Annotated in this window: 9 protein-coding genes and 1 pseudogene; 7 read left to right on the top strand and 3 right to left on the bottom strand. The window is 61.5% G+C overall.

Going from position 1 to position 13,751, the window contains the following annotated elements; translation table 11 throughout:
- Complete coding sequence (pncA, locus tag HCZ23_RS06875; protein WP_167600987.1) at positions 1-600, bottom strand: bifunctional nicotinamidase/pyrazinamidase; 600 nt, start codon at positions 598-600, stop codon at positions 1-3.
- Between the two features lie 200 nt (positions 601-800).
- Here pncA and HCZ23_RS06870 point away from each other — a divergent pair, with 200 nt between their 5' ends.
- The 4 genes from HCZ23_RS06870 to HCZ23_RS06855 all read left to right on the top strand — a co-directional run bounded on the left by HCZ23_RS06870 (position 801) and on the right by HCZ23_RS06855 (position 8,290).
- Positions 801-1,322: a hypothetical protein gene (locus HCZ23_RS06870; protein WP_167600986.1), complete on the top strand. Its 522-nt coding sequence runs from the start codon at positions 801-803 to the stop codon at positions 1,320-1,322.
- Positions 1,323-1,497: 175 nt separating this feature from the next.
- Entirely contained in the window at positions 1,498-4,941 is a 3,444-nt protein-coding gene (locus tag HCZ23_RS06865; RefSeq protein WP_167600985.1) for a DUF2126 domain-containing protein, read from the top strand.
- 22 nt (positions 4,942-4,963) lie between these two features.
- Positions 4,964-7,387, top strand: a complete 2,424-nt coding sequence (locus tag HCZ23_RS06860; protein ID WP_167600984.1) for a circularly permuted type 2 ATP-grasp protein — start codon at positions 4,964-4,966, stop codon at positions 7,385-7,387.
- Positions 7,388-7,390: 3 nt separating this feature from the next.
- Positions 7,391-8,290 (top strand): transglutaminase family protein, encoded by a 900-nt coding sequence (locus HCZ23_RS06855; protein ID WP_167600983.1) that lies wholly within the window; start codon positions 7,391-7,393, stop codon positions 8,288-8,290.
- Here HCZ23_RS06855 and HCZ23_RS06850 read toward each other — a convergent pair.
- Both HCZ23_RS06850 and ygiD read right to left on the bottom strand, forming a co-directional pair.
- A pseudogene (locus tag HCZ23_RS06850) lies at positions 8,287-8,421 on the bottom strand (glutathione S-transferase family protein); the annotation flags it as partial. The gene HCZ23_RS06855 and the pseudogene HCZ23_RS06850 overlap by 4 nt on opposite strands.
- Before the next feature lie 156 nt (positions 8,422-8,577).
- Complete coding sequence (gene ygiD, locus HCZ23_RS06845; RefSeq protein ID WP_167600982.1) at positions 8,578-9,396, bottom strand: 4,5-DOPA dioxygenase extradiol; 819 nt, start codon at positions 9,394-9,396, stop codon at positions 8,578-8,580.
- A 105-nt stretch (positions 9,397-9,501) separates the two neighbouring features.
- On the opposite strand from ygiD, the gene HCZ23_RS06840 reads away from it, so the two are divergent.
- The 3 genes from HCZ23_RS06840 (at position 9,502) to HCZ23_RS06830 (ending at position 13,751) form a co-directional block, all read left to right on the top strand.
- Positions 9,502-10,398 carry a LysR family transcriptional regulator gene (locus HCZ23_RS06840; protein ID WP_167600981.1) on the top strand — a complete coding sequence of 299 codons (897 nt, stop codon included), beginning with the start codon at positions 9,502-9,504 and terminating at the stop codon, positions 10,396-10,398.
- Between the two features lie 115 nt (positions 10,399-10,513).
- Positions 10,514-12,430, top strand: coding sequence for an elongation factor G (locus HCZ23_RS06835; protein WP_167600980.1), 1,917 nt, complete (start codon positions 10,514-10,516; stop codon positions 12,428-12,430).
- A 154-nt stretch (positions 12,431-12,584) separates the two neighbouring features.
- Positions 12,585-13,751 (top strand): efflux RND transporter periplasmic adaptor subunit, encoded by a 1,167-nt coding sequence (locus HCZ23_RS06830; RefSeq protein ID WP_167600979.1) that lies wholly within the window; start codon positions 12,585-12,587, stop codon positions 13,749-13,751.

Raw genomic sequence — 13,751 nt, 5'->3', positions numbered from 1 at the left:
CTAAAGGACCTCGACCCCGGCGGCCTTCATCCCCTCAATCGCCGCCGCGAGAGAGCCGTCCATGTCGATGGCGCGGCACAGATCGGTACGTACGGTGACGTTGAAGCCGAGTTTGGCGGCATCCACGGCGGAGAAATTCACACAGAAATCCGTCGCCAGTCCGATCATCGTGAGCGTGTCGATCCCACGGGTGCGCAGGTAGCCTTCAAGCCCGGTCGGCGTCACATGATCATTCTCGAAAAACGCGGAATAGCTATCGATCCGCGGGTTAAAGCCCTTTCGGATGATCAGATCGCCTTTGGTCACAAGGTCCTTGTGGAACGCGGCACCGTCAGTGCCCTGAATGCAATGATCCGGCCAGAGCACCTGCGTGCCATAGGGCATTTCGGTGGTGGAATAGGGCGCCGCACCGTGGGTGCTTGCGAAGGAGCTGTGGCCCGAAGGGTGCCAGTCCTGCGTCAGGATCACGGAGGCGAAGTCCCCCATAAGCGCATTGACCCCTGGCACGATCTCATCTCCGCCCGCCACGGCCAGCGCGCCGCCGGGGCAGAAATCATTTTGGATGTCGATGACGATGAGGGCTTCGTTGGCTGCGCGCATGGGAGGTCTCCTTTGCCCAAGAGGTAGCGCGGTGGCGCGTTTCGGGCAAGATGGTGGGCGCCTGTGAGGGACATTCAGCATTTCCGCCAAAACGACGCGGGTGTTCAACGCTTTCTTAGGGTTTGCCTGCTCTACTGACGTGTGAGCCGATTGGGGTCGGTGGTTTGAGGCTAGAAAGCCTCATCACGTGGGGTGATATCATGACAGTCTTAAAATTTCTGCGCACGCGGTCCGCGTGTGCGCCGGAGACGTGCGATCTGCGTCGTCCGGTTCTCTCGATATGTTTCGGCGTTATGCTCGCTGTGGGTGGCGTCGGGGCACAGGCGGCTCAGCCGGGATCGCAGCAACCCGGTGCGACAATCGTCATTTCCAACGACTATGGCGGCAGCGTGCGCAAACGCACGGCGGAAGTTCAGCAAATTAATCGCCTGGGCCAGAGTGTGGAAATCCGGGGCAGTGTCTGTATGTCCAGTTGCACGATGTTTCTCGGGGCCAAATCCGTCTGCGTCATGCCGGAGACGTCCTTTGCCTTTCATGGGCCGTATCGGTTTTTCTCCAAACTCACGTCTCTGGAATTCGACCAATGGTCGCGCGTGATCGCCAATCATTATCCGTCCTTCCTGCGCAACTGGTACATGCAGACCGGGCGCTATCGCGGCAGCAACCCGGCTCGCATCAAAGGCAGCGAGTTGATCCGTCACGGCGTCGCACGCTGCCGATAACGGTGCCGCTAACACGGAGCGGGCAAAGGGAGGCCCATGGCGGATGATGAAAAAACGGGCGATCTGCCCGAAGATAGGCCGCATTTGTGAGGGTGCGGCCGTTTTGCCCGTGAAGCTCTGAAACAGCCTCTATAACCTGCATCTGAAAATCAGGGAAAAGGGCGCAGTCAGACACATGGCGATTTACGCATCGATCCACCACGTCACGCATTACAAATACGACCGCAACGTCGAACTTGGGCCGCAAATCATCCGCCTGCGCCCGGCGCCACATTCGCGCACGCGGGTGATTTCTCATGCGCTCAAGGTCACGCCCGCGGGTCATTTCGTGAACCACCAGCAAGACCCTTATGGCAACTGGCAATCGCGCTTTGTCTTCCCGGAGCCGGTCCGCGAATTCAAGATCGAGGTCGATCTGGTCGCCGACATGACCGTCTACAACCCCTTCGATTTCTTCGTCGAAGAAAGCGCCGAACATTGGCCGTTCGAATATCCGCCGGAGTTGAAAGACGATCTGGTGATTTATCGCACGCCTGAACCCGAAGGCCCGCTTTTGGCACAATTTGTGGGGTCGATTGATTTCAAGGAAACCCGCACGGTCGATTTTCTCGTCGGCCTTAACGCCCGGATTTCCGATTATGTCGATTACACGATCCGGATGGAGCCGGGGGTGCAGACGCCGGATGAAACCCTTGAGAAGAAATCCGGGTCTTGCCGAGACAGCTCGTGGTTGCTCGTTCAGGTGCTGCGTCACTTGGGCTTTGCTGCCCGTTTTGTCTCTGGCTATCTCATTCAGCTTAAACCCGATCTCGAGGCCCTCGATGGGCCGTCCGGCACGGATCACGATTTCACCGATCTGCACGCCTGGTGCGAGGTCTTCCTTCCTGGCGCAGGCTGGATCGGGCTTGATCCGACCTCCGGGCTTTTGACCGGCGAAAGCCATATTCCGCTGGCCGCCACGCCGCATTACCAAAACGCCGCACCGATTGCCGGCGGGTTCTCTTCGGTCGGCACGCCCGAGGTCAGTTTCGATTTCGACATGCAGATCAAGCGCGTCGCCGAACATCCCCGGATCACCAAGCCGTTTTCCGAGGAAAGCTGGGACAGGCTCAACGCTCTGGGTCATAAGGTGGACGAGGCTCTCAAAGAGGGCGACGTGCGTCTGACCATGGGCGGCGAGCCGACGTTTGTGTCCATCGACGACTTTGAGAGCGACGAATGGAACACCGCCGCTGTCGGCCCACAAAAACGCGCGCTGGCCGATGAGTTGATCCGACGCCTGCGCAATCGCTTCGCGCCGGGCGGGTTCCTGCATTACGGGCAGGGCAAATGGTATCCGGGCGAAAGCCTGCCGCGCTGGACCTTCTCTCTCTATTGGCGCCATGACGGCAAACCCGTCTGGAAAAATCCCGATCTGATTGCCAAAGAAGAAGTGCCGACCCGTGCGGGTGCCAAAGAGGCGGGCGATTTCATGACCCGTTTCGCCAAGAACCTTGGCGTCGATCCGGTCTGCGCCCAGCCCGCCTATGAGGATCCCGGCGAGTGGATTTTGAAAGAATCCCTTCTGCCGGAAAACGTGACACCAGAGAATTCCAAGCTCAAGAATCCCGAGGATCGCGCACGCTATGCCCGCGTGTTTGAACGTGGACTGACGGAGGCCTCTGGCTATGTGCTGCCGATTCAGCGGTGGCAATCGAAAGCCGGATCGCGTTGGTTGTCCGAGGTCTGGAAAACCCGGCGCGGGCATCTCTTTCTTGTTCCCGGGGATAGCCCGGTGGGCTTTCGCCTGCCGCTCGGTGCTTTGCCGCATATCCCGCCAGCCTCTTTTCCCTATTCCTATCCCGCCGATCCGATGATCGACCATGCGCCCTTGCCGGACTTTCATGCCGAAGTGACGGAACGCCGCAAAAAGATAGAAGAGGAAATCGCGAGACTTGCGGCTGAAGAAGCAGCGGCAGAAGCAAAAGAGGCGAAAGAAAAGGCAGATATTCTGCCTGAAATATCAAAAGAACACACGCAACCAGTTTCTGAAGGGCAACGCGACGAGACCGAGCGTCAGGCGCTGATCGGGCAGGGCATTGATCCCTCCAAAAGCGAGGTGCGCACCGCCATTGCGGTTGAGCCGCGCGATGGACGCCTGTGCCTGTTCATGCCGCCCTGCGAGACGCTCGAAGATTACCTCGAACTCCTGACAACGGCCGAAGAAACCGCTGCCGAGCTTGGTCTGCCGATCCATGTGGAGGGCTACTCTCCCCCCGAAGATCCGCGCTTGAATGTGATCCGCGTTGCTCCCGATCCCGGCGTGATCGAGGTGAACATCCACCCGGCGCATAGCTGGGACGACTGTGTGGCGACCACCGAAGCGATCTATGACGAGGCGCGCCAGTCACGTCTGGGCGCCGACAAATTCATGATCGACGGGCGGCATACCGGCACCGGCGGCGGCAATCACGTTGTGGTCGGCGGCGCGACCCCGTCCGACAGCCCCTTCCTGCGTCGACCGGATTTGCTCAAGTCGCTGATCCTGATCTGGCAGCGTCACCCATCCTTGTCCTATCTGTTCTCCGGTCTCTTTATCGGTCCGACGTCTCAAGCCCCGCGCATCGATGAGGCGCGTCACGACACGCTCTATGAGCTGGAAATTGCCCTGTCGCAGATCAAACCTCCCTCGGAGGCGGACGTTCCTCCGGCTTGGCTCGTCGATCGGCTGCTCAGAAACATGCTCACCGATGTGACGGGAAACACCCACCGCGCGGAGATTTGCATCGACAAACTTTTCTCCCCCGATGGCCCGACCGGGCGTCTGGGGTTGGTCGAATTCCGCGGTTTCGAGATGCCGCCGGACCCGCGCATGTCTCTGGCGCAGCAACTCCTCCTGCGCGCCATCATCGCGCGGTGCTGGAACGCGCCGGTCGAGGGCAAGCCGGTGCGTTGGGGCACGGTGCTGCACGACCGGTTCATGTTGCCGCATTACCTGTGGGAAGACCTGCTGTCTCTGCTCGCGGACCTCAAACACCACGGCTTCGAGATGGACCCGGAGTGGTTCAAGGCGCAGGCCGAATTCCGCTTCCCCTTCTGCGGTCAGATCGAAGCGGAAGGCGTGCATCTTGAGGTCCGCCAAGCGCTTGAGCCCTGGCATGTGCTGGGCGAAACCGGCGCGATTGGTGGCACGGTGCGCTATACGGACAGTTCGGTCGAGCGGCTTCAGGTCAAGATGACGACGCTGCATCAGGATCGCTACCGCATCATGTGCAATCGTCGCCCGATGCCTCTGGCCAAAACCCAAACGTCTGGCGTTTCCGTCGCCGGTGTAAGGTTCAAAGCCTGGCAACCGCCAGAGGCGCTGCACCCGGTTTTGCCGGTCAATGCGCCCTTGCATTTCGACATCTATGACGACTGGACGGGGCGGCCCATCGCCGGTTGCACCTACCATGTGGCGCACCCCGGCGGGCGGAATTACGACACCTTCCCGGTCAATGGCAACGAGGCCGAAGCCCGGCGTCTGGCGCGGTTCGAACCCTATGGTCACACCCCCGGAAGCTATACGCCCGGAACCGAAGTGCCGCATCCGGAGTTCCCCTTGACGCTTGACCTCAGACGGCCCATTGGGCTTGTCTGAACGCGACCAAGGACAATGACACATGCCGCAGCGCCTGATCTCAGGCTCCGCCCAACCGGACCTCTTTGCGGAGTATGAGCAAAGGCCGGATGTGGCCGACGAGCTTTTTGACGCCACGGGCCAGATGCGGCCCGTCTGGCGGCGCTTTGTCGATCGGTTCTCTCGGCTTTCACCCGAGGAAATCCGCGCACGTTTTGAGCGCGGCGATCAATATTTGCGCGATGCGGGGGTGTTCTACCGGCAATACTCCAACGATCCGCTGACCGAACGCGCCTGGCCGCTGAGCCATATCCCGGTCATCCTGCATGAGCTGGAGTGGGAGCACATCTGTGCTGGCCTGTCCCAACGCGCCGACCTGTTGGAACGCGTCATGGCCGATCTCTATGGCCCTGCGCAATTGGTCAGTGAAGGGCATCTGCCCGCCGAGTTGATCGCCCGCTCGCCGCAATGGCTGCGCCCGATGGTGGGGGTTCAGCCGAAGGGCGGTCATTACCTGCATTTTCTGGCCTTCGAGATCGGGCGCTCTCCCGATGGCTCGTGGTTCGTTCTGGGCGACCGCACGCAGGCGCCCTCGGGGGCGGGCTTTGCGCTTGAAAACCGCATGGCGACGGGGCGGATTTTTCCCGAGCGGTTCCCGCGCGCGCATATCCACAAACTCGCGGGCTTCTTCAGCGCGTTTCGCGATGCGATGGAGGACCTCGCGAGTGCATCCTTCAAACATCCGCATGTCGCCGGGATCATGACGCCGGGGCCGTCGAACGACACTTACTACGAACACACCTATATCGCGCGTTACCTGGGCATGATGCTGCTCGAAGGGGAGGACATCGTGGTCGAAAACGGTGAGGCCATGGTGCGGACCATCGAGGGGCTGAGGCCTCTGGGCATGCTGTGGCGCCGGATCGATGCGAGCTTTGCCGATCCGCTGGAATTCAACGCGCGCTCTCAGATCGGCACGCCCGGTCTGATGGAAGCGGTGCGGATGGGACATCTGGCGATGGCCAATGCTTTGGGCTCCGGCGTGTTGGAAATGCGCGCGATGATGGCGTTTCTGCCGCGGATCAGCAAGGTTTTGATGAGCGAGCAGCTCAAGCTGCCCAATATCGCGACCTGGTGGTGCGGTGGTGGGACGGAACGTGCATATGTGCGCGACAATGCCCAGAATATGCTGATCAGCCCGGCGCATGCGGTGGACCTGCCTTTCGATCTCGGGGCCACCACAGCGCTGGGCGGCGAGTTCCGTGGCACGGCGATGGGCTCGATCGCCGAATGGCTCGACCGCGAAGGCGACAAACTGGTGGGCCAGGAAGCGGTGACGCTTTCCACGACACCGGCATGGGAGGACAATTCGGAAGGGGGCGGCACCTTGGTGCCGCGTCCGATGACGGTCCGGGTCTTTGCCGCGCGTACGCCGACCGGCTGGCAATTCATGAAAGGCGGCTATGCCCGGATTGGCCGCTCCGGCGATGCCACGGCTCTGGCGATGCAACGCGGCGGGTCCGTGGCGGACGTCTGGGTCGTTTCCGACCGGCCTTTGCCGAAAACTGGACCTCGACAAGAGGAGAGCGTCTCCTACCTGCGGACAAGCCCCGGCCTTTTGCCGTCGCGTGCGGCGGATAATCTCTATTGGCTCGGTCGCTACGTGGAGCGGTTCGAAGACGCGGCGCGTCTTGTGCGGGCCTATCACCTGCGGCTGGCGGCGACGGACAACCGCAACGATCCGCGCCTCAAAGCGCTGCGCGGCTACCTTATGGGGTTTGGCATCGACCTGAAACAGACCTTGCCGGAGGCCCTCATCGAGCGGATCATCGCGGCACGCGGCTGTGCCACCAAGGTCCGCGACCGGTTTTCCTCGGACGGCCTGTCGGCGCTCAACGATCTGTTGCAAACCGCGATGCGCATGACGGCGACGGCGCAGCCGGGGGATGATTGCGCGCGCGCCACCTCCGTCTTGATCCGCAAGATCGCGGGGATCACCGGGCTTGTCCATGAGAACATGTATCGCTTTGCGGGTTGGCGGTTTCTGAGCCTTGGGCGGGCCTTGGAGCGGGCCGATGCCATGGCGGCTCTGCTGGCGCAATTCGCCGATGCCAATGCGCCCGAGGGCTCGCTCGATCTGGCGGTCGAAGTGGGCGACTCGATCATCACCCACCAACGCCGCTACCGGGTGGAAACCAGCCGCAATGCCGTGGTCGATCTTTTGGCATTGGATGCCGACAACCCGCGCGCGATCCTGTTCCTGATCCGAGAGATGCGCAAACATGCCGAGGCCCTGCCACATGCAGAGGTGCATGGTCGCCCGTCCGAATTGCTGCGCGCGATCCTGCCGCTTGAGGCGCGGCTGGCCTGTGCCCGTCCCGAAGAGGTGACGACGGAGTATCTCTTGGGCGTGCGGGCCGATCTGGCGAAAGTGTCGGATCTGGTCTCTACGATCTATCTGAGGTGAGCGATGCTGTATGATCTCAGCCTGACCATTGACTATAGCTATGATGCCGCCTCGGACCGGACGCGCAATATCTTGCGGCTTTTGCCCTCGAATGTTGCGGGGGTGCAGCAGGTGCGTCAAAGGTTGCTGACCATCCTGCCGCGCCCCGACGAGCGCCGCGATGGCTGGGATTTTTTCGGCAATGAGATGAGCATGGTGGCCTGGCATCATCCGATTGACGCCATTTCGATGCAGCTCACCGCCCAGATCGAGCGCTTTGAACCCGCGTCTCTGTTCGATCTCTCTCCGCCTCTGGAAGAGTTGCGGGCCGAAATTCTCGCATTGAAATCGCTGGCTCCTGATGCGCCGCATCATTTCCTTGCCGCCTCGCCGCGCGTGGCTCTGTCGCCGAAGATCACCGACTATGGCTGGGACTGTCTCAGGGATGCGGGCGAGGGGGCGACGGCGCTCAAAGCCGTCGAAGCGGTCGGTCGCGCGCTCAATCGCGACATGCGGTTCGACCCGAAGGCCACGGATGTCGACACGCCGCCCGAGGTGGCGTTCGAGAACCGGCACGGGGTCTGTCAGGATTTCGCCCATATCATGATCGCCGCACTCAGAGGCATCGGCATTCCGGCGGGCTATGTCTCGGGCTTTCTGCGCACCTTCCCGCCGCCGGGGCAACCACGCCTGGAGGGCGCGGATGCCATGCATGCCTGGGTCCGGGCCTGGGTCGGCAAACAGGTGGGCTGGATTGAATTCGACCCGACGAACGATCAATTCGCCGGGACGGATTATATCACCATCGGGCATGGCCGGGATTACGGCGATGTCGCGCCTGTCAAAGGCGCTGTGCGGTCGGCTGGTGGGCACAGGACCCAACAGGCCGTCGACGTCATTCCGCTCGAAGATGCGCCCGCTTAAACGGACGCAATCAGCGCCTCGATATGCGCCGGACCCGTCGGTTGGATGCGGTTCGGATTGAGCGCCTTGATCGAGTAATAGCCCCGCGTGAGATGATCCATATTCACAGTTTCGGCCACGCCCGCGACGGCTTCGTCATAGGCCTCTCCGGTCGGCCCCGCCGCGCCATCCGGTGTGTCCAGTTGCGAAAGCTCGACACTTGCCGAACGAAACGGCCTTTGGCATCGGATTTATGTACCGGGTCCCAGCTTTAGAACCATGTTCCGTCACCACGCGTGTCGAACTCCTTAGTAGTAAATGAAGCTGCGCATAGAGACCGAGCCGATGTCGATCGAGTCGTTCATGAACACCAAGTCGTCTTTCGCGTCGGACGCGCCCGCGATGGTCAGCGCCGGAAGGTAGTGATCCACCGAAGGGTGCGCCATTTTCAACAGGTTGCCGAGACTGGCACGATCCGTGATCGTTTTATGGTCGCGGGCCTGAAGGCGGTCGGTGAACAGCCCATCGAACTCCAGCGCCCAGTCATAGGGCGTCGCGCCATAGCGCATGGCGCGCAGGTTGTGCACGATGTTGCCGGAGCCGAGGATCAAGACACCCCGGGTGCGCAGATCGGCCAGCGCCAGTCCGATCTCGAGGTGATGCTCAAAATCCTTGGTCATGTCGATCGACAGCTGGAACACTGGCACATCCGCATCCGGGTAAAGGAATTTCAGCACCGACCAGGCGCCATGATCCAGGCCCCAGGTGTCATCGCCTTCGGCGTGGTGGCTGGCCAAAAGGCTGATCACCTCCTGGGCCACCTCGGGCGCGCCGGGGGCGGGGTATTGCTGGGCGAACAACTCGTCCGGGAAGCCGTAGAAATCGTGGATCGTCTTCGGCATTTTGGAGACGTTCACCAAGGTCGAGCCACGCGTCATCCAATGCGCGGAGACCACGAGAATGGCCTGCGGCTGGGGCAGGGACTCGCCCAGTTTCTTCCAGCTGCGGGAATAGTCGTTGTCCTCGATGGCGTTCATCGGGCTGCCATGGCCCAGAAAGACAACCGGCATCCGGTCGGAAGATTTGAGGCTGTCTTTGAGCCGTTGAAGTTGCAGGGCAATGCTCATGGCCGTCTCCTTTCCTGCGTTGAGTTTACTATGGGGCTTGTTGCGGTGAGGCGAAATGGAGAAGATATGGAATAACCTTCTTCATTTTGTTCCAAATGGTGTCTTATGGATTTGATCGACGGCTTGCGGGTGTTTGTGGCAACGGCGGAAACCGGGTCCTTCACGGGGGCGGCCGAACGGCTTGGTATGTCCAACCGCCTGACCTCGAAATATGTCGCCGAGCTTGAAGAGCGCCTCGGTGTGCGCCTGTTGCAACGCACCACGCGCAGGGTCGGGCTGACCGCCTCGGGCGAAGATCTTTTGGCCCGCGCCCCCGCTTTGCTCGACGAGATGGACGACATGCTGAGCGCTGTCACCGAAGACACGCGGGGCTTCTCCGGCACGCTGCGCATCTCCGCGCCGGTGACCTTTGGCGAGGTCTATGTGAAAGACCTGCTCAGCCGTTTCGCGGCGCCGCATCCCGATCTGGTGCTGGATTTGCGGCTGAGCGATACCTATGTCGATCTCGCCTCCGACGGCATTGATCTGGCCTTTCGCATCGGCACGCCGGAGGTCTCCGCGCTCAAATCCCGCAAGATCGGCGAGCTGCAATCCGTCGTGGTCGCCTCGCCCGAGTATCTTGCGCAGCATGAGGCGCCGACACATCCCGATGACCTGCAAAACCACATCTGCATCATCGACAGCAACCGGCGGGCCCCATCGCGTTGGGGCTTTGTCCATGAAGGCCGTGAGCTGACCGTGCAGGTGCCCTCGCGCTTTATCGTCAACAGCGCCCGCGTCACCCGCGATCTGGCGCGGCGCGGCGAAGGCATCGCCTTTTGCCCGCCGTTCATCTTGGGCGACGATCTGGAAACGGGGCGGCTGGTGCAGCTTTTGCCGGAGTTCAAAGGCGTCACCCATCCGATCAGCATCGTCTATCTCGAAGGCCGCACCTTGCCTCGTAAGGTGCGCGCCTTGATTGAGTTTGCCGTCAAAGACTATCGGGAAGGGGCGAAATTGTGACAAAACCCCGCGCAACTTGACCTGAGCCAAGGTCACGCCGCGCGGGCTTTCTATAGTGACTCCCGGACAGCGCCCGAAAAACGTGGCGTTTGCAACAGATCGGGAGACAGATGTCATGAAAACCGTCACCATCCTTGGGCCGTCACAATCCGGCAAATCATCCCTCGCTGCGGCGCTCGCCGGGCTGGATGCGGGCAAGTCCCAAAGCCTGCGCCTGTTCGGCGAATCCGCAGTGACCCGGTTCAACTATCTCGATCAAGACTGGGCGATGCTCGATTGTCCCGGCGGCGCCGAGGGCCTCGCGCAGGCAGGCTCTGCGCTGGCTGTCAGTGACGCCGCCGTGCTCTGCGTGCCCGCCGAAGCCGAGGCCGCCGTTCTGGCCGCGCCTTACCTGCGGCTTCTGGAGGCCTCCGGTCTGCCGACGATGATTTTCATCAACAAGATCGACGCCGCCACCGACCGCACCGCCGAGATCGCCGCCGCTCTGCAAACCTATTCCGCGCACGGCATCGTGCTGCGCGAGGTGCCGATCCGCGAAGGCGGTGAAATCACCGGCATGGTCGATCTGATTTCCGAACGCGCCTGGGCCTTTAAAGAGGGAGAACGCTCCGCTCTGGTGGAAATGCCCGACAGCGCCCGCGCCCGCGAAGAGGAAGCCCGCGCCGAGCTTTTGGAACATCTCTCCGATTTCGACGATCACCTGTTGGAGGAGTTGATCGAAGACCAAAAACCCATGTCAGATGAGCTCTACGATGTCGCCACCAAGGTGCTGCAACATCACGACCTCATCCCGGCTTTCTTGGGCTCCGCCGCACAGGCCAACGGGCTGACGCGTCTGATGAAAAGCCTGCGCCACGAGGTGCCGGGCGTTGAAGCTCTCACGGATCGCTTTGGCGAAACGCCAGTGGCCGTCGGCATCTTTGCCGATCAGATCAAGCATCTTGGCAAGACGGTGCTGATCCGCGCCGTGGGCGAGACGCTGAAATCCGGCTCCGATCTCATGGGCGCGGCGATTGGGTCGCTTGTCGACATCGACACGAAAACGCCCGTCGCGGACCTGGCGCCCGGCGAGGTTGCTTTGACGGTGAAAACCGATCACCTCGCGCTGCGTGCGCCGATCTATGGTGCTGATGGCGCGATTGATACGCCGGATTGGGCCGTGCCGCACAAGCCGAAAAACCGTGTGCTCCTGAGCCCGGAAAACGAACGCGATGAAGCGCGGTTGTCGACGGCGCTGGGCAAGCTGGCAGAGATTGATCCGGGGCTGGCGGTCGTGCAGGATCCGCTCTCCGGCAAAACCATCCTCGCCACCCAAGGCCAGCTTCACGAGCGTCGCGTGATCGAAAAGCTCGCGGAGGTCTTCGGTGTCGCGGTCGCCACACAACCGATCCCGCCTGCCCTGCGCGAGACCATTCAAACCTCGGGCGGCACCCATTATCGTCACCGCAAACAATCCGGCGGCGCAGGCCAATTCGCCGATGTGGTCATCGACGTGGCGCCTCTGGCCCGTGGCGCAGGGTTTGTATTCGAAGAAGTCGTCAAAGGCGGCGCCGTGCCGCGCAATTACATGTCGGCGGTCGAGGCGGGCGTGCGAGATGCACTGGCCGAGGGGCCGAATGGATTGCCGGTCGTGGACGTCAAAGTGACGCTCACAGATGGCAAACATCACGCTGTCGATAGCTCCGACTACGCTTTCCGCACGGCGGCGAAGGCGGCGGTGCGCGAGGCTCTGGCAGGCTGTAAACCCGTGGTGCTGCAACCCATCGACAAGATCGCGATCCATGTGCCGAGTGTCTATTCCGGCGGGCTGATGCCGCTGATCACCGGGCTCAAGGGGCAGGTTCTGGGCTTTGATGCGCACCCCGAGGCCTCCGGTTGGGATGTCTTCAATGCGCTCCTGCCCGCGACCGCTGAGGCCGAGCTGTTCCGTGCGTTGGGCGGAGCCACACGCGGCACGGCTTGGTATGAAGCCGAGCTGGATCACTACGAGGAAACCTATGAACCCGTGGCGCAATTGCTCGCCGTGGAATGATCACAGACTGACATAGGAAGACTTTGCGAGATGCCGTCGGGTCATGCGCCCGGCGGCATTTTGACGTCTGGTCGCGACGGAAGGGCGACTTACATCCGTATCATTGCTCTGATCTCTGATGTTGTCGGGCCGTTCGTGCCATGAAAGGATTTCCATGAAAATGCCGTTTCGTCTCTTAGGTTTGGCCCTCGTTGTCGTGGCCGGATTTGTCGGCTGGACGCAATTTTCCGGCGAGGATGATACCGTCATTCCGCAAACCGCGCGTGCGACGAGGGCGACGGTGCAGGAGACCGTGCTGGCCTCCGGCGTGATCGAGGCCAGCCAATTGGTCAGCGTCGGCGCGCGCACCTCTGGCCAGATCGAGGAACTGGCCGTGAGTTTGGGGGAGGCGGTGGCTGCGGGCGATCTGATCGCGCAGATCGACAGTGAAGATCAGCAAAACGAGCTTTTGCAGGCGCAGGCGGAGCTTGCCAATATTGAGGCCCAGATCGCCGCGAAACGCGCCAATATCAAACAGGCCGAGCTGAGCCTGACACGGGTCACCAGCCTGCATGCACAAAATTACGCCTCGCAAGAGGATGTCGAAGCGGCCGAGGCAACGCTTGAGGTCTACACCGCCGAACTCGACGCTCTGAACGCGCAGAAATCCAGTGCCGAGGTCAAGGTCTCCGCCGCCCAGATCGCGCTGGACCGCACGAAAGTCACCGCGCCCATTGCCGGGACGGTGGTGGCCGTGGTGGTCGATGCGGGTCAGACGGTGAACGCCAGCATGGATGCGCCGACCATCGTCAAACTCGCCAATCTCGACAAGATGATCGTCAAGGCGGAGATTTCCGAGGCCGATGTGGTGCATGTCGCACCGGGCCAAAATGTGCGGTTCTCCATTCTGGGTGAGCCGAACAAGGCGTTTGAGGCCACCGTGCGTGACGTCGAACCGGCGCCCTCCGAAATTGAGGACAGCGACACGATCAGCACGGATGAGGCGATCTATTACAACGGGCGGCTGGAGGTCGAAAACCCCGATCACCTGTTGCGGATCGGCATGACGACAGAGGTCTCGATCGTGTTGGACGAGGCGGTGGATGTGTTGACCGTGCCCTCTTCGGCGCTCAGCAGCACGCCTGAGGGCTATTATATGGTCGAGATTTACGACGCGGAACACAACACGCGCGAAGCCCGTCAGGTCGAGGTCGGTCTGAACAACAAGGTCACGGCAGAGATCGTCTCTGGTCTGAACGAAGGCGATCTGGTGGTCACCGGAGGCGCCGTCCTCGCAACCTCTTCCGACAGCCCGCGTATGGGTCCGGGAAGGATGTTCTAA

It is taken from the genome of Celeribacter sp. HF31 (assembly GCF_011806455.1).
Classification (GTDB): domain Bacteria; phylum Pseudomonadota; class Alphaproteobacteria; order Rhodobacterales; family Rhodobacteraceae; genus Celeribacter.
The sequence above is the reverse complement of the archived record's forward strand: the minus strand, read 5'-3'. Positions and strand labels throughout refer to the sequence as shown.